The organism is Micromonospora sp. NPDC049107 (genome assembly GCF_040648595.1).
In the GTDB taxonomy this organism is placed as follows: Bacteria; Actinomycetota; Actinomycetes; order Mycobacteriales; family Micromonosporaceae; genus Micromonospora.
Genome location: NZ_JBEZEC010000009.1, coordinates 81,482 through 103,392, shown reverse-complemented (window position 1 = coordinate 103,392; position 21,911 = coordinate 81,482). Strand labels below are relative to the sequence as shown.

Genomic DNA, 21,911 nt, shown 5'->3' with positions numbered 1-21,911 from the left:
GCCCTCGATGAAACTGTCCACGCACTCGATGACGTTGCGCCGCGCCGCGAAGAGCCTCTTCGGCTGGAAAGCGCTCCGGCCCAACCAGCTCGCCGCCATGCGCGCGGTGATGAAGCGACACGACGCCCTGGTGGTGTTGCCCACCGGGGCCGGCAAGTCGGCGATCTACCAGATCCCGGCCAGCCTGATCCCCGGCCCGACCGTGGTGATCTCTCCGCTGCTGGCCCTCCAGCAGGACCAGATCGCGGCGCTCAACGAGCGGCAACGTCCCGAGCTGCGGGCGGTACGGATCAGCTCGAACGAGTCGGCCGGCCAGCAGGCCGAGGCGATCGCCGAGATCCAGGCCGGGCGGGCCGAGTTCCTGTTCATCACCCCGGAGCAGTTGAGCAACCCGGACCGGATGGCTGAGGTCGCCGCGCTGAAGCCGGCGCTGGTCGCGATCGACGAGGCGCACTGCATCTCCGCCTGGGGGCACGACTTCCGGCCCGACTACCTGGCGCTGGGCCACCTCATCGAGGGCATCGGCCGACCGCCGGTGGTCGCGCTGACCGCCACCGCGTCCCCGCCCGTACGCGACGACATCATCGCCCGGCTGCGGCTGCGCGATCCGGAGGTGGTGGTCTCCGGGCTGGACCGGCCCAACCTCTTCCTCGAGGTGGCGCACTGCCCGACCGAGGACTACCGGTGGCGGCGGCTGATCGCCCTGCTGCGCGACGACGAACGGCCCGGGATCATCTACGTGCCGACCCGCCGCTCGGCCGAGGAGTTGGCCGAGAAGTTGACCAAGGCGGGCTTCCCGGCGCAGTTCTACCACGGTGGGATGCCCACCGGCGCGCGCAACGACCTGCACGAGGCGTTCCTCGCCGACCAGGTGCCCATCATGGTCGCCACCTCGGCGTTCGGCATGGGCATCGACAAGCCGAACATCGCCTGGGTGGTGCACACGGCGCTGCCCGACTCGCCGGACAGCTACTTCCAGGAGATCGGCCGGGCCGGGCGGGACGGGCAACCGGCCCGGGTGCTGCTGCTCTGGCGGGCCGAGGACGTGGGCCTGCAACGGTTCTTCAGCGGCGGCCTGCCGGACGAGAACGAGCTGCGGGACCTGGCCGCGCTGCTGCGCCGCAAGCCGGCCACCAAGACCGAACTGCGGGAGGCCACCGGCCTGGGACCGCGCAAGCTGGGCCAGTACCTGGCGCTGCTGGAGCAGGTGGGGGCCGCCGAGCCCCGCGCCCGCCAGCGCATCGGGGCCCCGCGCTACTCCCCCGCGCCGGTCGACGCGGCGGCGGCCGCCCTGGCCGAGGCGGAACGCCAGCAGACGGTGACGCGTTCGCGTACCGACATGATGCGGGCGTTCGCCGAGACCACCGCCTGCCGGGGGCAGACCCTGCTGGCCTACTTCGGCGAGCAGATGACCGAGGTCTGCGCGCACTGCGACAACTGCCACCGGGGTACCAGCACCGCCGACGAGGGCGCGGTCGGCCCGTTCCCGGTGCACAGTCAGGTGCGGCACGGCGAGTGGGGGCGCGGCCTGGTGCTCAGCTACGAGGACGACAAGATGACGGTCCTCTTCGACGAGGTCGGGTACAAGACCCTCTCGGTGCGCGTGGTGTCCGAGCAGGGTCTGCTGACCCTCGACTAGCCTGACCCGGGCACCACACGGGCCCGGTGGATCGACTCAAGCAGCACCGATTGACCACACAGCGCAGGGCGGAAGGGGCATTGCCGTGATCGAGCAGCCGGCGTACACCGGTTTCGGTTTCTCCGACGAGGAGTGGGGGCTGCTGGTCGGCCTGCCGCAGTCGGTGCTGACCGCGGCGAGCGCCGCCGAGTCCGACGGCACCCGCCGGACCATGGCGGAGAACGCGGCCGGTCTGGAGTCCATCGGGGCGGGCCGGGAGTCGGCCAACCCCCTCGTCGCCGCCGTGGCCGGGGAGATCGTGACCCGGGTCGGCGACCCCGAGGCCGGCGAGGAGCTGCCGGTCATCGCGCCCGCCGACCCGCAGGCGTACATCGACGACGTGCTGGTGCGGGCCCGTGAGGCGGCCGTGCTGCTGGCCGCCCGGGTGGACGAGGGCGAGGCCGGCGCGTACAAGCACTGGCTGGTGACCATCGCCGACCAGGTCGTGGGCGCGGCGTCCAGCGGCGGTCTGCTGGGCCTGGGCGGCGAGTCGGTCAGCGACTCCGAGCGGCGGTTCCGCGACCGACTCGCCCAGGTGCTCAACGACTGACCGGGGCGGCGTCCGACAGCGACGGTTCGGTCGGCTCGGCGGCCAGCGCCGCGGGGTCGGCCGGCCGGACGCCGCGCAGCGTCAGCAGCGCGGTCACCGCGCCGAGCGCCATCGCCACCATGGCGGCGAGGGCGGCGAGGTGCAGCCCGTCGGTGAAGGCGAACCGGGCCGCGTGCAGCACCGCTTCGCCGACCTCCGTCGGCAGTCCCCGGGTCACGGCGAGCGCGCCGCCCAGGGTCTCGCCGGCCGCGTCGCGGACGCCCGTCGGCAGCCCGGCCGGCAGCTCGTCCAGAACCTCCCGGTGGTAGATCGCGGCGCCCACGCTGCCCAGGATGGCCATTCCCAGCGCGCCACCCAGTTCGCTGCTGGACTCGGTCAGCGCGGAGGCGACACCGGCCTGCTCCGGCGGGGCCGCGCCGAGCACCAGCTCGGTGACGAGCGACATCACCATCACCAGGCCGCCGGCGTACACGCTCGCGCCGACGAGCAGCAGCCAGAGCGGCGTCTCGGGGGTGACCCGGGTCAGCACCGCGAAGCCGACGACGGCGATCACGAAGCCGGCCCCGATCAGGTACGCCCGCTCGACCCGCTGGGCGAGCGCGGCGGCGGCCGGGGCGACGCCGCCGACCGCGAGCGACGGTACGAGGCTCCACAGTGCCGCCCGCAGTGGACTCAGCCCGAGCACCAGTTGGAGGTGCTGGGTGGTGAAGATGGCGAACCCGACCAGGGCGAACATCGCGAGCAGGTTGACCGCCAGCGATCCCGCGAAGCCGTGCCGGCGGAACAGCGCCAGGTCGATCATGGGGTACGCCCGGGTCCGTTGCCGGTGCAGGAAGAGCGCCCCGACCAGCAGGCCGGCGACGACGGCCAGCCCCCGCGCCGCGCTGACGCCGTCGCGGGCCATCTCCTTGATGCCGTAGATCACCGGCAGCAGCGTGCCGAGCGACAGCGCCGCGCTGACCAGGTCGAAGCGGCCGCGCGCCGGGTTGCGGAACTCGGGCACCAGGACCGGGGCGAGCAGGAGCAGGAGCAGCATCGCCGGGATGTTGATCAGGAAGATGGAGCCCCACCAGAAGTGCTCCAGCAGGACGCCGCTGAGCACCGGGCCGATGGCGATGCCGCCGGTGAGCGTGGCGGTCCAGATGCCGATCGCGGTGCCGCGCTGCTTGGCGTCGTGGAACATGTTGCGCACCAGGGCGAGCGTGGAGGGCATCAGGGTGGCCCCGCCGACGCCGAGCACGGCGCGCGCGGCGATCAGGGTCGCGGCGCTGTCGGCGTACGCGGCCAGCAGGGACGCCGCCCCGAAGGCGGTCGCGCCCAGCAGCAGCAGCCGACGCCGGCCGATCCGGTCACCCAGGGCGCCCATGGTGATCAGCAGCCCGGCCAGCACGAAGCCGTAGATGTCGAAGATCCAGAGTTGCTGGGTGGCGCTGGGCCGCAGCTCCTCGCTGATGAACGGGACGGCGAAGTAGAGCACCGACACGTCCATCGAGACGAGGAGCAGCGGCAGCATCAGCACCGCGAATCCGATCCATTCCCGCCGGCCCGCTCGGGGCGCCGGTGCGGTCGTCGCTGTCATGAGAACTCCTTCTGCGTATGCCGTACGCTTTAATGCGTAGACCATACGCAGAACTAGGATGGCGGGGCAAGGAGGAAAAGTGGCGGAGACGAAAGACGACAGCGGCCCGGCGCTCCCGCCGGCCATCGAGAGCGCCTGGGGGCTGCGGGAGCGACCACCCAAGGGCCCCCGGCCGGGCCTCACCGTGCCCGGCATCGTCGACGCGGCCATCCGGGTCGCCGACGCCGACGGGCTGGCCGCCGTGTCGATGAGCCGGGTGGCCAAAGAGCTGGGCGCCGCCACCATGGCCCTCTACCGGCACGTCGGCTCGAAGGACGACCTGCTGACGCTCATGGTGGACGCCGGCTACGGCCCCTCACCGGGCCCGGCCGCGCCGGACGGCGACTGGCGCGCCAGCCTGACCCGCTGGGCCTGGGCCGAACACGACGTCCTGCGACAGCGCCCGTGGCTGCTGCACATTCCGATCGCCGGGCCGCCCGTCACACCCCAGCAGCTCGGCTGGATGGAGGACGGGCTGGGTTGTCTCGACGGCACCCCGCTGCCGGAGGGCGCGAAGATGTCGATCCTTCTGCTGGTCACCGGATACGTGCGCAACGAGGCGATGCTCACCAACCAGATCGCCGAGGGCAGCCGGGCCGCCGGTGTCGAGCCGGGCGACATGATGCCGGCGTACGGCGCGATGCTGGCGCGACTGATCGACCCGGCCCGCTTCCCCGCGCTGACCCGGGTGCTCGACGCCGGCGTCCTCGACCAGGACGATGATCCGGACGACGAGTTCACGTTCGGCCTCGACCGGATCCTCGACGGCGTCGAGGCCCTGATCGCCCGCCGGACGGCGTGAGGGGGCGCGGGTGCTGGCCAGGAACACCATCGACACGACCGTCCTGCCGCCCGCCGAGCGCTTCGGGATGTGGCTGGACCTGGTGGCGCGCACGTCCGTGCCGTTGCGGATGGAGTCCCCGTACGCCGACGACTTCGCCGCCCGGGCCGAATTCATCGACCTCGGCGCGATCCAACTGGTCAGCTACCAGTACCCCTCACTCGATGCCACCCGCAAGCTGATCCGACAGTCGGACCCGGAGCTGTACATCCTCGCCTTCACCACCAGCGGGGTCGGCGCGTCCAGCCAGGACGGTCGGCGCAGCGACATCCTGGCCGGCGAGTTCACCTTCTACGACGCCTCGCGCCCGCACGACGTCTGCCACCACGCGAGCGAGCCGGGACGGACCCGGGCCACCTCGATCACGACGGTGATCCCGCACTCCGCGCTCCCGCTGCCGCCGAAGCGGATGGCCGCGCTCTACGGCGGGCGGATGTCCGGCAGCGAAGGGCTCGGTGCGCTGCTGGCGCAGTTCCTGATCCAGGTGACCGGCCACCCCGAGCAGTACCACGCCGCCGACGCCGGCCGGCTCGGCGCGGTGGGCCTCGACCTGGCCACCACCCTGCTCGGCCGGAACCTGGTCGCCGAGGACGCGGTGCCGACCGAGGTCCGCCGCCGTGCGCTGATCACCCAGGTGCAGGCGTACGTCCACCGTCACCTGGGCGACGCCACGCTGGGCCCGCAGACCATCGCGGACGCCCACCACATCTCGCTGCGGACGCTGCACCGCCTGTTCGAGGCCGAGAACACCACCGTGGCGGCGTACATCCGCGACCTTCGGCTGGCCCGGTGCCGGCGCGACCTCACCGACCCGGCGCTGCGGGCCCAGCCGGTGCAGGTCATCGCGGCACGCTGGGGGTTCGGCGACAAGGCCCACTTCAGCCGGGCGTTCCGGGCGGCGTACGGGGTGAGCCCGCAGGCGTGCCGCGACGGCGATCCGGTTACGGCACGGGACGTCAACGACCTGGCGTCCAGAGTCAACTCGGGCCAGGCAGACTGACAACCGACGCGGCAGAGGCGGCGCCCGCGTACCCCGGGGCCCGCATTGGCCGCGAACGGGGGCCGTGGCGAGGCGCCCGCCGTGGCGCGCGGCGGGCGGCCGCCCGGTGTCGCCCCCGGCCGAGGCTCCGGCCCCGTCGCTTCCCCCCCAGGATCGTCGGCGGGGCCGGTCAGGCCTTCTCCAGCAGCTCCAACACGACCCGCTCGATCTCCTCGCGGGGGGCGCTCGGGTCGACCGGCACCACCACCCCGTCGTGGTAGAGGTCGACGACCCTCGGGTCCACGTAGGACGTGCGCGCCACGGTCGGGGTGTTGCCCAGCAGCTCCGCCACCGCCCGCATCACCGCGGCCACCGCCCTGCGGCGGGCGGTGACCGAGCGGGCCGGGTCGGCGGCGGCCAACTCCGCCGCCGCGCGCACCGTGGCGTGCCAGGTGCGGAAGTCCTTGGCGGTCATCTCGCCGCCGCTGGCGTCGCGCAGGTAGCCGTTGACCTCGTCGCTGCGCACGTCCCGCCACTGGAGGCCGTCCCAGTAGCCGAACAGCCGGTCCGCCCTGCGGCGACGCCGACGCAGGTTGACCAGCACCTCGCACAGCTGTGGGTCCTCGATCCGGCGCACCTGCTCGATACCGCCCTTGGCGGGGAACTCGAAGACCACGCAGTCGCCCCGGCGTCGCGCGTGCTCCGGGCGCAGGGTCGACACCCCGAACGTCGGATCGTCACCGGCCGCGTACTGGTCACTGCCGACCCGGAACATCCCCATGTCGAGCAGGCGGGCCACGGTGGCCAGCACCCGATCGCGGTTCAGTCCCCGCCCGACGAGGTCCTGCCCCACCCGCTCGCGCAACGTCGGCAGCCGTCGGGCCACCTCCAGCATGTGGTCGAACTTCGCCGCGTCCTGCTTCTCCCGCCACACCGGGTGGTAGAGGTACTGCTTGCGTCCGGCCGCGTCGACGCCGGTGGCCAGGATGTGTCCGTTCGCGTGCGGCGCGATCCACACGTCCTGCCAGGCCGGCGGGATCACCAGGTCGTTCAGCCGCGCCCGGATGGCCGGATCGCGCACGACGGCGCCGCTGGGATCGACGAAGGTCCAGCCCTTGCCGCGCCGGCGTCGCCCGTAGCCGGGCCGAGCCGGGTCGCTACGCCGTAACCGCACCGGAGACCCGCACCGCTCTCTCCACCTCGTTCACCGCAGCCAGCACCTCGTCCAGCGGCAGAGCCGTCAGTGTCGGGTGGGTTCCTACCCCGTCCCACCTGGGCCAATCCCCCTCGCCGGCCCAGAGCGCCCGGTGGCGGGGCCGGTCCGGCGGCGGCCCCCACGCCGCCGGGGGCACCGGGCCGAAGAGCACCACCGAGGCGGTCCCGTACGCGGTCGCCAGGTGCGCCACACCGGTGTCCCCGCTGACCACCAGCCGCGCGTCGGCGACCAGCGCGGCCAGCGCGCCGAGGTCGGTCCGGCCCGCCAGCACGGCGGCCGGCGGCAGACCGGACGCCTCGGCCACCCGCTCGGCCAACCCGCGTTCGTCGGTCGAGCCGGTGACCAGCACGCGGTGCCCCCGCTCCCGCAGCGTCCGGGCCAACGCCGCGAACCGCTCGGCCGGCCACCGCTTGGCGGGGACGTTGCTGCCCGGATGCAGCAGGGTCGCGCCGACCGGCAGGCCGGCCGGGTCGGGCCGACGCAGGCCCAGGTCACGGCGGTCGGCCGGGATGTCGTACCAGGAGAGCAGCCGGCACCAACGGTCCACCTCGTGCTCGTCGTCGCGCCAGCGCGGACCGTCGCCGAACCCGGCGTCGGCGTTGGCGAAGGCGACGAGCCGCCCGGGACGGGCGGCGGCCAGCAGTCGGTGCGACTGCGGCCCACGCCCGTGCAGGTTCACCGCGATCTCCGGCGCACGGCCCGGCCGCAGCGGCCCGTCCAGCCCGGTGGTGTCCACCAGCTCGTCGACGCCGCCGACCAGGTCGACCAGCGGGGCCAGGCCGCCGGGCGCGGCGAGCGCCAGCTCGTGATCCGGGTACGCGGCCCGCAGCGCCCGCAGCGCGGGCACCGCGGTGACCAGGTCGCCGACGCCGAGGGCGCGCAGCACGAGGATCACGGGTACGACGTCTCCTGCTCGGCGCACACCACCATCTCCCGCACCGCGCAGCCGGGCGGCTGTTGGAGCGCGAACATGATCGCCGCGGCCGTGTCGGCGGGGTCGTTGAGGATGGCGTCCGGACCCGGCCTGTACTGCGGATCGCGTTCGTCGAAGAACGCGGTGCGCATGCCACCGGGGATGAGCAGGGTGACACCGACCTGACCGGCCAGCTCGGCGGCCAGCGCACGGGTGAACCCGACGACGCCGAACTTCGCCGCGCAGTACGCGGTGGCATCGCTGACCGCCTTCACGCCCAGGGTCGAGGCGACCGTGACGATGCGCCCGGCGGAGGTCTGCAGGAACGGGAGCGCGGCCCGGATCACCGCGGCCGTGGCCAGCAGGTCCACCATGACGATCCGGTCCCACGTCTCCCCCGGCACGTCGGCGAGCCGGCCCGGCACGTCCACACCGGCGGCCGTCACCACGGCGTCCAGGCCACCGGCCTGCTCGGCGAGGTGCCGGGTGGCCACCTCGGCGGCGCGGGTGTCGGCGAGGTCGCACTCGGTCCAGTCCACGCCGTCGACCGGCGGCTGCCGGTCCAGCACGAGTGGACGGCCACCAGCGGCGGCCACCGCCGCGACCACCGCCGCGCCGAGCCCGCTGGAACCGCCGGTGACCAGGACGGCGGGTCCGGCGTCGGGTCGTGTGGCGGTCATCGGGTCCGCTCCCCTGTGGTCGCGACCGGGACGGCGATGCCGACCGGCTGTGGCGGCCCGCTGTCGGTGCCGAGGGCCGGTCCGGCGGCGGCGCGCGCGATGAGGTCGCTGGTGGAGCGGCCGTCCAGGTACGGCACCACCACCGTGTTCCCGCCCCACCGACGCAGCACTTCCGCCTCGGGCAGCGTGGCCTCGTCGCCGACACCGCTCGCGTAGTCGCCGCCCTTGACCCAGACGTCCGGGCGTACCCAGGACAGCACCGCCTCGGGCGTCGGCTCGTCGAAGATGAGGACGGCGTCGACGCAGCTCAGAGCGGCCAGCAGCCGGGCGCGGTCGCCCTCGGGCAGCACGGGTCGCTGCGGCCCCTTCAACCCGGCGACGCTGGCGTCGGAGTTCACGCAGACGATCAGGCAGTCGCCGAGCTGCCGGGCGGCCTGCAGGGTGGCCAGGTGCCCGGCGTGCAACAGGTCGAAGCAGCCTCCGGTGGCCACCACCGTGCCGCCCGCGCTGCGTACCTCGGAAAGGAGCGCGGCGACGGCCGCGACACCCACCCGCTCGGCGCCGACGCCGGGCCGGCGGGCGCCGCGCACGCTCACCACGTCGGTGGGGGGCGGCAGGGCCGTGGCCACTCCCCCACCCGCCACGTACGTGGCGGCCTCGGCGACGGCCGCCTGCACCGCCTCGGAGACGAGCGCGCCCTGGGCCAGCGCGAGGCTCGCGGCGGCGGCGAAGCGGTCGCCCGCCCCGCAGGTGTCGCCCTCGGCGCTGCCCGATGTGGGCACCACCAGCGGCGTCGATCCGGCGTGGCAGAGCAACGCGCCGTCCCCGCCCAACGTCACCGCGACGGCGCCCGCCCGCCACCGGCGACGCAGCCCCTGCGCACCCTGGGAGGCGGCGGCGATCCGGGACGCGCCGGGCAGTGTCGGGACCAGTTCGCGCACCTCCGACTCGTTCGGCGTGGCCAGGTGCACGCCGGGTACCGCGGCCGGCCCGCGCGGGTGCGGGTCCCAGACGACCGGCGCGCGGGTGGCGGCCAGCGCGGCGCGCAGCGCGGGCTGGCGGGCGACGCCCCGGCCGTAGTCGCTGACCAGCACCGCCGACGCGGCGGCGAGCACCCGCAGCACCTCGTCGGAGGGCTGGCCCGGCTCACCGGAGGGGCCGCCCCGGTCGTGGCGCAGCAGCACTCGACCCCGGGCCCGCAGCCGGATCTTCTCCGGCGTCGCGCCGGCCAGGGCCAGCGGGTAGACCCGCACGCCGGCGGCGGCCAGCAGCGCGCTGAGCCGCGCGCCCCCGGCGTCGTCGGCGAGCGCGGTGACCAGCACCACGTCGGCGCCCTGCGCGGCGGCGAAGACCGCCGCGAGGCCCGCGCCGCCGGGCCGGTCGACGGCCGAGGTCTCGTCGAGCACCGGCACCGGGGAGTCCGGGCAGAGGCGGTTCACCACCCCTTCCACGTCCCGGTCGAGCAGGGTGTCCCCGACGACCACCACGGGTCCCCTCACGCCTACCTCCTCATGCTCACGCGTCGATCTGCTGTGCGGTCGGGCCGTCGAGCACGACCTCGACCCCGGTGCGTACCGGCTCGGACGCGAGCCGACCGGTCGTCGCGGGCTCCACGGCGGCCAGCGCCGCGGGCAGTTCCTTCTCGAGGTACTCGCAGATCAGGTGACTGGTGACGAGATGCAGCTCCTGGACGACCTGGGTGTCGGCCGACGACACGGCGAGCGCCTCGTCGCAGGCGTCCGCGAGGGGATTGGGCGCGGGTCCGGTGAGCGCCCAGGAGGTGAGCCCGGCGTCGCGCGCCGCGTGCGCGGCGCTGAGCAGGTTGCCGCTGACGCCGCTGGTGCTGAGCAGCAGCAGCACGTCGCCGGGTCGGCCGTGGGCGCGGACCTGACGGGCGTAGACGTCGGCGTAGCCGTAGTCGTTCGCGATGGCGGTCACCGCGCTGGTCTCGGCGTGCAGGGCGATCGCCGACAGGGGCTGGCGGTCGTCGCGCAGCTTGCCCACCAGCTCGGCGGTGAGGTGCTGGGCCTCGGCGGCGCTGCCGCCGTTGCCGGCGACGAGCAGTCGTCCGCCGCCGGCCAGCCGGTGCGCCAGGTGTGCGCCCCAGCGCGCCAACTGCGGTTCACACCGGCGGTACGGGTCCAGTGCGGCGGCGAGGTTGGTCAGGTGCTCCTCGAGCGGGCTGACCGTCGCCATCAGGCCACCACCCGGGTCGGCCGGCGTACGGCGGCGACCTCGTTGTAGACCTCGGCGAGGCGTTCGGCGGTGGCCTCCCAGGAGTAGCGCGACCGGGCCCGCTCGCGGGCCGCCGTGGCGTACCGGAAGCGGCGGATCCGGTCGTCGAGCAGTCCCCGGATCGCGGCGGCGAGGGCGTTGGGGTCGCGGGCCGGCACGAGGTCACCGGTCGTACCGTCGACGACGGTGTCGCGGATGCCGCCCACGGCGGTGCCGACGACCGGCACGCCGCACGCCATCGCCTCCAGCGGGGTCAGGCCGAACGGCTCGTACCAGGGGGCGGCGACCAGCAGGTCCGCGGAGCGGTACCAGCGGCCCATCTCCTCGCGGGGCACCGCGCCGACCAGGTGCACCCGGTCGGCGACCCCGCACGACTCGGCGAGGGCCCGCAGCCGCCGGGCGTACGGGTCGGTCTCCAGCAGCCCCTCGGGCGGTCCACCCACCACGACGCACTCCGCGTCGGGCACCAGCGCCATCGCGCGGACGACCGTCTGGAAGCCCTTGCGCTCGACCAGCCGGCCCACGGTGAGGATGCGGGCGCGGCCCGGCTCCCGGTCGGCGGCCGGCCCGAGCGGGGCGAACGAGGCGAGGTTGACGCCGGAGGGCACGACCACCATGCGGTTCCGGGGCACCCCCATCCGGACCAGCTCGCCGACCTCGTCGCGGCACTGGGCGACCACCCGGTCCACCGAGCGGCCCAGCTCCCGCTCGTAGGCGATGCGCCGGGCCGGGCTGGTGTCCTGCACGCCCTGGTGGCGGCGCTTGACCGTGCCCAGCGCGTGGTACGTCTGCACCACCGGCACGCCGGCCTGCCGGCCGGCGGTCAACGCGGCGAGGCCGCTCATCCAGAAGTGCGCGTGGATCACCTCGGGCGTCCAGTCCCCGCCCCGCCACCGCTCGACGAGCCACCGGCTGAACTCGCGCATGTGCGGCAGCAGCGCGTCCTTCGCGAGCGGCTCGGCCGGGCCGGCGGGCACGTGCACCACGTCGTACCCGTCCGGGGCGCGGACGGTCACCGGCAGGTCGAGGGCGTCGCGGCGGGTGTAGACCCGTACGTCGTGCCCGGCGGCGACGAGCGCGGCGGACAACTCGGCCACGTGCGTGTTCTGGCCGCCGGCGTCCTCCCCTCCGAGGATGGCGAGCGGGCTGGCGTGCTCCGAGATCATCGCGATCCGCATACTTCCTCCTCCAGCAGCCGGTCCCAGTCAGCGAGGAAACGGTCGAGGCCGTACCTGTCGCGCGCGGCGGCCTGGGCCGCCACGCCGGCCTGACGTGCGGCCGCCGGCTCGGCGATGAACCGGCGGGCGGCGTCGAGCAGGACGTCCATCCGGGTGGCGAGGGCCCCCGCCTCCGGGGGCACGGCGGTGACCGCCTCGGTGGTGGCGAGCGCGACGACCGGCATGCCGATCGCCATCGCCTCGATGAGGCTGAGCCCCAGGCTGGTCCAGCGGCACAGGTGCAGGTACGCCCGCCGGCGGGCCAGTTCGGCGTGCATCCGGTCCTGCGGGACGTCGTCGTGGCTGGTGAGCCGGTCGGCGGGCAGTCCGAGGTGGTCGGCGAGGCCCGCGACGCCCATGCCGAACACGTCCAGGGGCGCGATCTCGGCGAACTGCGGCAGCAGGTCGGTGCCGGTGACCCGTCCCCGCCGCACCGGCTCGTTGATCACGACGGCGAGCCGGTCCAGTTCACCCGTGTACGACACGGCCGGCGCGACGATGCCGTGGTCGACGACGCCGGTGCGGGTCGCGCCGGTGTCCCAGAAGATCTGGTTGAACCCGGTGACGTGGGCGACGAGCAGGTCGTCACGGTCGGCCATCGGGTGCCGGCTGTGCGGGACGTCGCCCTTGGGCGTGTTGTGCTCCACGTAGATGGCGGGCAGGTCGCGACCCGGACGCCGGCCCAGCCACTGCTCGGCCAGGTCGATCTCCTCGGGGCGTTGCAGGACGACCACGTCGACGTCGGCGTCCGGCAGGTCGTCGGGGGCCACCTCGACGGCGCTGTCCGGCCACGGATACGTCCGCGCCCGGCCGAGGCCGTACGGACCCCGGTCGGGCGTGGTGGGGATCAGGTAGCGGTGACTGCCGTGCACGAAGGACGTCGTCCAGGAGCCGTGCACGTGCCAGAGCAGGATGTTCATCGGACGCCACCACCGCTGGCGGTCAGGGTCCGTACCGCCTCGACCACCTCGGCCGGGTCGACGCCGCTCAGGCACGGGTGGCCGGGGACCGGGCAGGCCGCCGCCCGGGTGTCACGGCAGGGCGCGCTCGCGTCGCCGAGCCGGACGGTGGGCACCCGGTAGGGACCCCACTGCCCGAAGGGGACGGTCGGCGCGAACAGGCTCACCACCGGTACGCCGGCGGCAGCGGCCAGGTGCGCGGGCCCGGTGTTGCCGACCACCACGGCGGCGGCGTCGGCGACGAGCGCGGCCAGTCCGGCCAGGTCGGTCGTACCGCCCAGGTCGGTGCCGCCCGCCGCCGCGACCCGGGCGGTCACCGTCCGCTCGTCGGGCCCGCCGGTGACCAGCACGCGATGCCCGGCCGCGCTGAGCGCCCCGGCGATGCGGGCGGCCAGCTCGGTCGGGCAGGCCCGGCTCGACGCGGCCGAGCCCGGGTGCAGCACCACGTAGCCGGGGTCACCGACAGCGGCCGGGCGGGACGCCACGGCGTCGTCGCGGAGCCGCAGCACGGGTTCGTCGCCGGCCGGCAACCGGTGACCGGCTGCGGCGGCGAGGGAGAGCGCCCGCTCGGGTTCGGGGACACCCGCCGGCACCCGGTGGCGGATGTCCACCAGCGCGCCCGGGTAGTCGTCGCTGATCGCGGCGATCCGGGTGATCCCGGCCATCCGCAGCAGCAACGCCAGCGGCAGGGCCGACTGGTGGAACGAGGTGAACACCACCGCCTCGTCCGCGCCGACGGCGGCGAGCCGGGCGGTCAGGCGTCGCATGTCGTCCGGGTCGACGGGCGTCGGCGCGGGGTCGATCCACGGCAGTGGGTGCTCGATGATCTCGTCGACGCCGGGCAGCAGCTCGGCGGCGGCACGCCCACGTGGTCCGCAGAGCAGCACCACCCGTCGCGCGCCGGCCGCGACGGCCCGGATCGCCGGCCCGGTGACGAGCACGTCCCCGGCCGAGTCGGAGCGCACCACCAGCGCGGTGCCCACTGCGTCGGCGGTTCGCGCGGGCTGCATGGCCCGCTGGCGGCGCAGGATCTCGTCGACCGCGGACGGCAGGTCCGGCGCCACCCAGCCGGCGGCGGCGATCTCCTCCGGGCGGGTCACCGGCGTGGGCACCAGCACCCCGGCCGCTCCGGCGGCCAGCGCCGCGCCCACGTCACGGCCGATGTCGCCCACCAGCACGCAGCGCGACGCGCTCGTGCCCAACTGCCGGGCGGCGGCGTGCACCAGGCCGGGCGACGGCTTGCGGCAGTCGCAGCCGTCGGCGTCGTCGTGCGGGCAGACCAGCCAGGCGTCGAAGCCGCCCAGCAGCTCCTCGACGCGGGCGTGTACCGCCCGCATCTGCGCCTCGTCGAAGTAGCCCCGGGCCAGGCCGGACTGGTTGGTCACCACCGCGAGGCGCAGACCGGCGGCCCGCAGTCGGTCCAGCGCCGCGCGGACGCCCGGCAGCGGGCGTACCTTCTCCGGGTCGCCGTTGTACGGCACGTCCTCGATCAGGGTGCCGTCGCGGTCGAGCAGCACCGCGTCGTACAGGACGCCACCGTGCGGTGCGGCAGGCCCGCGACCAACCCGGCCAGCACCGGCGTACACCCGGGCTGACCTGCGCTGATACGGATCCTCCTGGTCCTGTCGCACAGCCGGCGGGTTCCCGGCGCCCGAAGGAGTAAACGTCGTCGTCGGCGCCGTGGGCCAACGCCACCGGCGGTGCCCCGGTCGGCCTTACCCGCCGCCCGGAAGAAGCTAACCCGCCGGCTCGTTAGCCTCCGTCACCGCAGGGGTATGGGAGTCCAGTGGCGATAGTGGAGAAAGTGATCGACGCTCCCCCGCAGCAGGTGTTCGACGTGCTGGCCGACGGGTGGACGTACAGCGACTGGGTGGTCGGTACGGCGCACGTGCGCGACGTGGACGACGCGTGGCCCCGGGTGGGCAGCCAACTGCACCACCGGGCCGGCCCGTGGCCGTTCTCGTTGCAGGACGCCTCGACGGTGCTGGTGTGCGAGCCGCCGCACCGGCTGGTGCTGCGCGCCGGGCTGTGGCCGGCCGGGGAGGCGATCGTCGCGTTCACCCTGGAACCGGTCGACGGGAGCGCCACCCGCGTCCGGCTCGGTGAGGACTTCGCGGCCGGTCCGCTGCGCTGGGTCCGGAACAAGGCCAACGACCTCGTGCTGCACCTGCGCAACCGGGAGACGCTGGCCCGGCTCTCCGACATCGCCACCCGGCAGAGGGGCCCGCAGTGACGCGGACGGTGGTGCGCCGCCGCCCGCGCTGAGCGCGCCGCCACCTGCGGGGGGCCGGACCCACGGGGAGCCTTTTCAATCCGGGTCGGGCAACTGGCTACCCTCTGGGGTAGCCGTGTCCGCAAACCGAGGATGTCCGACATGATCGAGCCCGTCCAGCTGCCGTCGCCGTGGCGAGACGTACACCTGACAGTCGTCGTGCCCACCTACAACGAGGCGGGCAACCTGCCGGCGCTGGTCGAGCGGCTGCTCGCGCTGCCGCTGCCGGGGCTGCGCATCCTCGTCGCCGACGACAACTCCCCCGATGGCACCGGCGAGGTGGCCGACAAGCTGGCCATCGAGTACCCGGAGCGGATCGAGGTGATGCACCGGGCCGGCAAGGAGGGCCTGGGTCGGGCGTACGTCGACGGGATGACCCGGGCGCTCGAGGGCGGGGCCGAGTTCGTGGCGCAGATGGACGCCGACCTGTCGCACCCGCCGGAGGCGCTGCCCGGGATGCTGGGCGCGCTGCTCTCCACCCAGGCGGGCGTGGTGATCGGTTCCCGGTACGTGCCGGGCGGCGAGCTGGACGAGAACTGGCCGCTGTACCGCCGCGCGCTCAGCGGCTGGGCGAACCTCTACGTGCACACGCTGCTGCGGGTGCGCATCCGCGACCTGACCGCCGGCTTCAAGATCTGGCGGGCCGACGCGCTGAAGGACATCGGCCTGCACCGGGTGCAGTCCAACGGCTACAGCTTCCAGGTGGAGATGCACTACCTGGCCACCAAGCTGGGGCACACCATCCTGGAGGTCCCGATCCGCTTCGAGGAGCGGCGTGACGGCGTCTCCAAGATGACCACCGCGACCAAGGTCGAGAGCGCCCTGATGCCGTTCCGCCTACGCAGCAAGCACCGCAACATCACCCCCTGACCCCCCCTAACCCCCTCCCCCTCCCCCTCCCCCTCCCCCTCCCCCCCTCTCCCCCCGCGTCGATCAAGAGGTTTGCGTCAGAATCCGGCCCGCCGGTGACGCAAACCTCTTGATCACCGCGTCAGGTGGGGGGGTAGATCGCTCGGTGGGCTGTGGTTACGGCCGCCTTGTAGGCGGTGCCGGTTAGGGCGCGGTCGCGGGCCAGGGCCGCGCGGGCCGCGTTCGCGCCCGGCGCGCCGTGCACCCCACCGCCCGGGTGCGCCGACGAACTGGCCAGGAAGAGCCGGTCCACCGGGGTGTCCGCGCGGCCCAGGCCGGGGATCGGGCGCAGGAACAACTGTTGGTACGCGGCGGCGGTGCCCCCGCCCAGCGCGCCACCGACCAGGCTCGGATCGCCCTTCTCCAGGTCGGCCGGTCCGGCCACGTGCCGGCCCACGATGAGCTGCCGGAAACCCGGGGCCGCCGCTTCGAGCACGTCCTCCATACGCTGCACGTGTTCGGCGATGTCCTCGGCCCGCCAGTTCCGCCGGAACGGCAGGTGGGTGTACGACCAGAGCGACTCGGTGCCCGGCGGCGAGTGGCTGGGGTCGGCCACGGACATCTGCCCGACCAGCAGGAACGGGTCGCGGGGCAGTTCACCCCGGGCCAGCTCGCCGGCGTAGCGGGTCAGCCCGTCGAGGTCCGCGCCGAGGTGCACCGTGCCGGCCCCGGCGATCGCCCGGTTGGTCCACGGGACGGGGGCGGAGAGCGCCCAGTCCACCTTCAGCGTCGAGCCGTCCCACCGGAAGTGCGCCAGGTCCTCCACGAGCCGCGACGGCAGGACCGCCGCACCGACGAGGTCGAGGTAGAGGGCGGGCGCCGGCACGTCGGCGAGGACCGCCCGCCGGGCCCGCCACAGCGTGCCGCCCTCGGTGCGTACGCCCATCGCCCGGCCGCGCGCGGTGAGCACCCGGTCGACGCGCGCGCCGTACAGGATGCGGCCGCCGCGTTCGGCGAGGCGGTCCACCAACGCGTCGGTGATCCGCCGCGCGCCGCCGTCGGGCACCGGCCAGCCGACCTGCTGGCCGAGCATGGCCAGCAGCCAGCCGTACACGCCGGAGCCGGCCTCCTCGGGGGACAGGTCGGTGTGCAGGGCGCATCCGGCGAGCAGCGCCGGGCCCCCCTCGCCGTCGAACAGCTCGTCGCCGAGTTTGCGCACCGGCACCACGAGTCGGCGGGCCAGCCGCAGCGCTCCCGCGACCCGCAGCCGGCGCAGCAGACCCAGTCCGCCGCGTACCGGCGGGAACGGCGTGGTGATCGCGGTCAACATCGGCTCGGCCACCTCGAGCCAGTCCGTGTACGCGTTCAGCCAGCGCTTCCCGTCCCCGGGGGCGAACTGTTCCAACGAGGCGGCCGTGGCGTCCGGGTCCCGGTTGATCACCGCGGCCCGCCCGTCGGGCAGCAGGTGCGCCAGCACGTCCGGGGCGTGCCGCCAGGACAACCCGTGGCGGCCCAGGTCGAGGCCGTTGAGCACGGGCGAGGCGTACCCGAGGGGGTAGAACGAGCTGTAGAGGTCGCTCAGATAGCCCGGCGCGGTCACCTCGGCCGACTGGACGGCGCCGCCGGGTACGGCGGTCGCTTCCAGCACGACCACGTCCCACCCGGCGTCGGCCAGCAGGTTCGCCGCGACCAGGCCGTTGTGCCCGGCGCCGATGACGACGGCGTCCGCGCCCTGCGCGCCGGTGGTAGTCATCCGACCCGCCTACCCGGGGCGCAACCGGGCGAAACGCGTTTGTCTCGCCGGGACCCGGGCATCCAGCGCCGCATGTACACGGTTGCGCAGCTGGTGGGCGGGGTGTGGGGCGCGGGCGGGTCCGGCGGCGAGCTGGTCGTGTGTGATCCGGCGGACGGCGAACCGGTCACCTCGGCGCCGGTCGCCACGGCCGACGAGGTCGGCAAGGCGGCCCAGGCGGCACGCGAGGCGGCCGACGAGTGGGCGGCGACCGCGCCGGCCGAGCGGGCGGCGACCCTGCACCGGGCCGCGGACGCGGTCGCGGCGCTCACCGACGAGCTGGCGGCGGCGGTCACCGCGGAGATGGGCAAGCCACTCGCGGACGCCCGCGGCGGCGTCGAGGCGGGCATCGGCACCCTGCGACAGTACGCGGAACTCGCGCCGCTGCGCGGCGGACGGACGTTGCACGGCGCGACCGACGCGGTGGACTTCATGACTCCACAGCCGCGCGGCGTGGTCGCCGCGATCACCCCCTGGAACGACCCGGTGGCGGTCTCGTGCGGGCTGCTCGGCGCGGCCCTGGTCACCGGCAACGTGGTGCTCTACAAGCCGAGCGAGCGGACGCCCGCGACGGGTTGGCTGCTGGCCCGGGCCCTGGACGGGGCGTTGCCGGCGGGCGTGCTGTCCCTGCTCACCGGCGGCCCGGAGGTCGGCGCGGCGCTGGCCGCGCAGGACGTGGACGTGATCGCGCACGTCGGGTCCACCGCCACCGGGCGCAAGATCGCCGCCGCCGCTGCCGGCACCGGCGCGAAGGTGCTGCTGGAGAACGGCGGCAGCGACCCGCTCATCGTCGATGCGGGTGTCGACCCCGAGTGGGCGGCGGAACAGGCCGCGCTCGGCGCGTTCGCCAACGCCGGGCAGATCTGCGTCGCGGTGGAGCGGATCTACGTACATCGCGACCTGGCCGACGACTTCGTGGCGGCGCTGGTGCGCCGGGCCGACGCGTTGCGGGTCGGGCCGGGGCGCGACCCGGGCACCGAGTTGGGCCCGCTCGTCGACCGGCGGCACCGCGACCACGTGCACGGACAGGTGACGGCGGCGGTGGCGGCCGGCGCGCGGGTACGCACCGGCGGGGAGCTGCCGGACGGACCGGGCGCGTACTACCCGGCCACCGTGGTCGCCGACTGCCGGCACGACATGGCGTTGGTACGCGAGGAGACGTTCGGGCCGGTCGCCCCGGTGGTGGTGGTCGATTCGTTCGACGAGGCGCTGACCTGTGCGGCGGACTCCCCGTACGGGCTGGCGGCCACGGTGCTGACCGCGTCGATGAGCCACGCGCAGCGGGCCTGGCGGGAGCTGCCGGTGGGCACCGTGAAGGTCAACGCGGTGTTCGGTGGGGCGCCGGGCGGAGCCGCGCATCCGCGCCGGTCCAGCGGGCAGGGCTTCGGCTACGGCCCGGAGCTGCTGGACGAGTTCACGGCCACGAAGGCGGTGCACATCGAGGCGCCCGGCGGCGGGCGGTGGTGAGCGGTCAAAGCGGCACGGGGCGGACGCAGGGGTGGCGCGTCCGCCCCGTGCCACGCTGCGCGTGGGTCAGTCGCCGCGAGCCTTGCGGGTCGCCCGGTCGTTGGCCTTCTCGATGGCCGTGACCAGCTCCGACTTGGTCATGCTGGACCGGCCCGGCACGTCCAGCTTGCGGGCCACCGACATCAGGTGGTCCTTGCTGGCGTTGGCGTCCACCCCACCGGCGGTAGGGGCACGCCGCTCGGGGCCTCCACCGGCGGCCTGGCGGTCGCTCGGGCCCTTACGACCCTTGGGCTCCCAGTGGTCGCCCACCTTCTCGAACTGGTGCTTCACCGCCGCGAAGGCGGTACGGTGCGACCGCTCGCCCTCGCCGTAGGTCTCCACCGCCGAGTCGTGGGTCTTCTCCCAGGTGCGCTGCGCCTTGTCCGAGGAGCGTCGCAGCGTGCTGGGCATGTCCTCGCGCGCGGGCATCTCGTCCTCCTGATGCATCGACAGAGTCACTGTGTCCGTTCCCCGCGAGCGCGGCGGCAAACCCTAGCGGCGTCGGCGGGCCGCCGAGCGGGTTTGTCGATTTCCCGCCCTGGGTACCGGCCGGTCCAGGCCAGACCGGACGACCGGTCATCCGGTGGCCGGGGCACAGGGAGCGGGCATGACGACCACGGATCCCGGCACGACACTCACCGGTTCGGGGATTCCCCGGCGGATCCGGCAACTGAGCTGGCGGACGTGGCGCGGGGTGCTGGTCCGCAGCGTGCAGAACTTCGTGAACGACAACTGCTCGGACTGGGCCGCCGCGCTCACCTACTACGGGGTGCTGGCGCTCTTTCCGTCCGCCATCGTGGTGGTGGCCCTGGTCGGCCTGGTCTCCTCGGGCGAGCGGACCCTCGACACGGTTGTCGACCTGGCCAAGCAGGTGGGTGCCGGTTCGGTGGTGGCCGACGACGACGGCGGCGTGGTCGGGGTGATCCGCTCGGTGGTCGTCCAGCAGAGCAACGCCAAGGTGCTGCTGAGCTTCGGTCTGCTCGGCGCGCTGTGGTCCGCGTCGGGCTTCATCGGTGCGTTCACCCGCGCCTCCAACGCCATCTACGGGGTGACCGAGGGCAGGCCGGTCTGGCGGCTGCGGCCGTTGCAGATCGGCCTGGCCGCCGTGACGCTGGTGCTGCTCGCGGTGGTCGCCCTCGCTCTGATCGTCAGCGGCCCGGTCACCGACGCGGTCGGCGACCTGATCAACGCCGGTGGTCTGGCGCGAACGGTGTGGAGCGTCGCGAAGTGGCCGGTGCTCGCCCTGGTGATGATGGTGCTGCTGTCCCTGCTGTTCTGGATCGCCCCGAACGTGCGCCAACCCCGTTTCCGCTGGCTCACCCCCGGCGGCGCGGTGGCCCTGCTCTCCTGGGCGGTGGTGTCCTTCGGTTTCGGCTTCTACGTCGCGAACTTCGCCACCTATCAGACGACCTACGGCAGCCTGGGCGCGGCCATCGCGTTCCTGGTCTGGCTCTACCTGTCCAACTGCGCCCTGATGCTCGGCGTGCAGATCAACGCCGAGGTGCAGCGCGGCCGGCAGTTGCAGGCGGGCGAGCGGGACGCGGACGATCCGGTGCTGCCGCCACGCAGGCCGGCCGAGGACTGAAAGGGACCGGATGTCCGGCCCGAGGGCCGGTTCGTGACCGGGTGCCGGTTTACCGGGCGGGGTGCCGGGTAGCGCAGAAGGCATGGAGCGTGGCAACAGCAAGCACGGACCGAGGATCGACGAGCAGATGAGCCAGGAGGTCAGCGGCCTCGTGCAGGGGCCGGGCACCGGCGGCTCACGGGTCGACGAGTCCCGGGTGCCCGAGCCGGCCGGTGAGGACCAGCCGGAGACCACCACGGCCCCGGCGGGCGACCTGCGCACCGGCACCCCGCAGGGGATGAGTTCCACGGACGTGGAGCAGCGCAGCCGGCTCGGCCGGTTCATCTCGATGAGCGCGCTGCCCGGCGACCGGTTGGTGCTCATCGCCAGCGCGCGGGAGAACGAGGCGCCCGACGACATCGTGGCGGCGCTGGAACGGCTGCCCGAGGGCACCGAGTACCAGACGGTCTCCGAGGTGTGGGCCGCGCTCGGCCACAAGAACGAGACAACCCGCTGGTAGTGATCGCCCCCCGATCCGACAGACAGCGGCCGAAGGAGGATTGACCGATGAGTGGCGTTACCGAACACGTCGAGGTTTCCGTACCCGTGCGGACCGCGTACGACCAGTGGACGCAGTTCGAGGAGTTCCCCCAGTTCATGGAGGGCGTGCAGGAGGTCCGGCAGCTCTCCGAGACGATGACCCACTGGACGGTGGACATCGCCGGTGTCAAGCGCGAGTTCGACGCCGAGATCACCGAGCAGCTTCCCGACGAGCGGGTCGCGTGGCGTTCGACCGGCGGCACCCAGCAGGCGGGTGTGGTGACCTTCCACCGCCTGGACGAGAGCAAGACCCGGGTCACCCTCCAGCTCGAGTTCGAGCCGCACGGTGTGGTCGAGCAGGCTGGCGACAAGCTCGGCATCGTCGACCGGCGCGCCAAGGGCGACCTGGAGCGGTTCAAGACGTTCATCGAGCGGCGCGGTCAGGAGACCGGCGCCTGGCGTGGCTCGGTGGACCGCCCGCAGCCGTGATCGGGCGTACGCG

Annotated in this window: 21 protein-coding genes; 10 read left to right on the top strand and 11 right to left on the bottom strand. The window is 74.2% G+C overall.

Going from position 1 to position 21,911, the window contains the following annotated elements; all coding sequences use genetic code 11:
- Positions 1-7: 7 nt before the first annotated feature.
- Both AB0B55_RS22455 and AB0B55_RS22450 read left to right on the top strand, forming a co-directional pair.
- The gene (locus AB0B55_RS22455; RefSeq protein WP_357173456.1) at positions 8-1,639 is read left to right on the top strand and encodes an ATP-dependent DNA helicase RecQ; all 1,632 of its coding nucleotides are present in this window, start codon (positions 8-10) and stop codon (positions 1,637-1,639) included.
- Positions 1,640-1,724: 85 nt separating this feature from the next.
- Entirely contained in the window at positions 1,725-2,228 is a 504-nt protein-coding gene (locus tag AB0B55_RS22450) for a hypothetical protein (RefSeq protein ID WP_355053404.1), read from the top strand.
- Here AB0B55_RS22450 and AB0B55_RS22445 read toward each other — a convergent pair.
- Positions 2,218-3,807 (bottom strand): MFS transporter, encoded by a 1,590-nt coding sequence (locus AB0B55_RS22445; RefSeq protein WP_357173453.1) that lies wholly within the window; start codon positions 3,805-3,807, stop codon positions 2,218-2,220. The genes AB0B55_RS22450 and AB0B55_RS22445 overlap by 11 nt on opposite strands.
- Positions 3,808-3,886: 79 nt before the next feature.
- Here AB0B55_RS22445 and AB0B55_RS22440 point away from each other — a divergent pair, with 79 nt between their 5' ends.
- Positions 3,887-4,648, top strand: a complete 762-nt coding sequence (locus AB0B55_RS22440; RefSeq protein ID WP_357173450.1) for a TetR/AcrR family transcriptional regulator — start codon at positions 3,887-3,889, stop codon at positions 4,646-4,648.
- 10 nt (positions 4,649-4,658) lie between these two features.
- The gene (locus AB0B55_RS22435) at positions 4,659-5,687 is read left to right on the top strand and encodes a helix-turn-helix domain-containing protein (protein ID WP_357173447.1); all 1,029 of its coding nucleotides are present in this window, start codon (positions 4,659-4,661) and stop codon (positions 5,685-5,687) included.
- A 169-nt stretch (positions 5,688-5,856) separates the two neighbouring features.
- Here AB0B55_RS22435 and AB0B55_RS22430 read toward each other — a convergent pair whose 3' ends face one another.
- Genes AB0B55_RS22430 through AB0B55_RS22395 form a run of 8 tightly spaced genes read right to left on the bottom strand, consistent with a single transcriptional unit; the run spans position 5,857 to position 14,472 of the window.
- Complete coding sequence (locus AB0B55_RS22430; RefSeq protein WP_357119704.1) at positions 5,857-6,840, bottom strand: DNA topoisomerase IB; 984 nt, start codon at positions 6,838-6,840, stop codon at positions 5,857-5,859.
- Positions 6,824-7,777: a glycosyltransferase family 9 protein gene (locus AB0B55_RS22425; protein WP_357173868.1), complete on the bottom strand. Its 954-nt coding sequence runs from the start codon at positions 7,775-7,777 to the stop codon at positions 6,824-6,826. Before AB0B55_RS22425 ends, AB0B55_RS22430 begins: the two co-directional genes overlap by 17 nt.
- Complete coding sequence (locus AB0B55_RS22420) at positions 7,774-8,475, bottom strand: SDR family oxidoreductase (protein WP_357119707.1); 702 nt, start codon at positions 8,473-8,475, stop codon at positions 7,774-7,776. Before AB0B55_RS22420 ends, AB0B55_RS22425 begins: the two co-directional genes overlap by 4 nt.
- Positions 8,472-9,974 carry a PfkB family carbohydrate kinase gene (locus AB0B55_RS22415; protein WP_357173444.1) on the bottom strand — a complete coding sequence of 501 codons (1,503 nt, stop codon included), beginning with the start codon at positions 9,972-9,974 and terminating at the stop codon, positions 8,472-8,474. The genes AB0B55_RS22420 and AB0B55_RS22415 overlap by 4 nt, the downstream gene beginning before the upstream one ends.
- Positions 9,975-9,990: 16 nt before the next feature.
- Positions 9,991-10,671, bottom strand: a complete 681-nt coding sequence (locus AB0B55_RS22410; RefSeq protein WP_357173441.1) for an SIS domain-containing protein — start codon at positions 10,669-10,671, stop codon at positions 9,991-9,993.
- Positions 10,671-11,888: a glycosyltransferase gene (locus tag AB0B55_RS22405; protein ID WP_357119713.1), complete on the bottom strand. Its 1,218-nt coding sequence runs from the start codon at positions 11,886-11,888 to the stop codon at positions 10,671-10,673. Before AB0B55_RS22405 ends, AB0B55_RS22410 begins: the two co-directional genes overlap by 1 nt.
- A complete protein-coding gene (locus tag AB0B55_RS22400) occupies positions 11,873-12,847 on the bottom strand; it encodes a glycosyltransferase (protein WP_357173438.1) in 975 nt (324 codons plus the stop codon). Before AB0B55_RS22400 ends, AB0B55_RS22405 begins: the two co-directional genes overlap by 16 nt.
- Positions 12,844-14,472, bottom strand: a complete 1,629-nt coding sequence (locus AB0B55_RS22395) for an HAD-IIIA family hydrolase (protein WP_357119719.1) — start codon at positions 14,470-14,472, stop codon at positions 12,844-12,846. The genes AB0B55_RS22400 and AB0B55_RS22395 overlap by 4 nt, the downstream gene beginning before the upstream one ends.
- A gap of 200 nt (positions 14,473-14,672) precedes the next feature.
- Between AB0B55_RS22395 and AB0B55_RS22390 the strand changes: the two genes are divergently transcribed.
- Entirely contained in the window at positions 14,673-15,119 is a 447-nt protein-coding gene (locus tag AB0B55_RS22390) for an SRPBCC family protein (RefSeq protein WP_357119722.1), read from the top strand.
- Positions 15,120-15,260: 141 nt separating this feature from the next.
- Positions 15,261-16,028 carry a polyprenol monophosphomannose synthase gene (locus AB0B55_RS22385; RefSeq protein ID WP_355053415.1) on the top strand — a complete coding sequence of 256 codons (768 nt, stop codon included), beginning with the start codon at positions 15,261-15,263 and terminating at the stop codon, positions 16,026-16,028.
- A 121-nt stretch (positions 16,029-16,149) separates the two neighbouring features.
- Here the strand turns inward: AB0B55_RS22385 and AB0B55_RS22380 are convergent, their stop codons facing one another.
- Positions 16,150-17,760, bottom strand: a complete 1,611-nt coding sequence (locus AB0B55_RS22380) for an NAD(P)/FAD-dependent oxidoreductase (protein WP_357119725.1) — start codon at positions 17,758-17,760, stop codon at positions 16,150-16,152.
- A 72-nt stretch (positions 17,761-17,832) separates the two neighbouring features.
- On the opposite strand from AB0B55_RS22380, the gene AB0B55_RS22375 reads away from it, so the two are divergent.
- Positions 17,833-19,266 (top strand): aldehyde dehydrogenase family protein, encoded by a 1,434-nt coding sequence (locus AB0B55_RS22375; RefSeq protein ID WP_357119728.1) that lies wholly within the window; start codon positions 17,833-17,835, stop codon positions 19,264-19,266.
- Positions 19,267-19,332: 66 nt separating this feature from the next.
- Here AB0B55_RS22375 and AB0B55_RS22370 read toward each other — a convergent pair whose 3' ends face one another.
- Positions 19,333-19,734 (bottom strand): ChaB family protein, encoded by a 402-nt coding sequence (locus tag AB0B55_RS22370; RefSeq protein ID WP_357119731.1) that lies wholly within the window; start codon positions 19,732-19,734, stop codon positions 19,333-19,335.
- A 178-nt stretch (positions 19,735-19,912) separates the two neighbouring features.
- Here AB0B55_RS22370 and AB0B55_RS22365 point away from each other — a divergent pair, with 178 nt between their 5' ends.
- From AB0B55_RS22365 to AB0B55_RS22355, 3 genes are all read left to right on the top strand, one after another.
- The gene (locus AB0B55_RS22365) at positions 19,913-20,890 is read left to right on the top strand and encodes a YihY/virulence factor BrkB family protein (RefSeq protein WP_357119734.1); all 978 of its coding nucleotides are present in this window, start codon (positions 19,913-19,915) and stop codon (positions 20,888-20,890) included.
- 82 nt (positions 20,891-20,972) lie between these two features.
- Complete coding sequence (locus AB0B55_RS22360) at positions 20,973-21,389, top strand: DUF2795 domain-containing protein (RefSeq protein WP_007458076.1); 417 nt, start codon at positions 20,973-20,975, stop codon at positions 21,387-21,389.
- Between the two features lie 47 nt (positions 21,390-21,436).
- Positions 21,437-21,898, top strand: a complete 462-nt coding sequence (locus AB0B55_RS22355) for an SRPBCC family protein (protein ID WP_357119737.1) — start codon at positions 21,437-21,439, stop codon at positions 21,896-21,898.
- Positions 21,899-21,911: the final 13 nt, after the last annotated feature.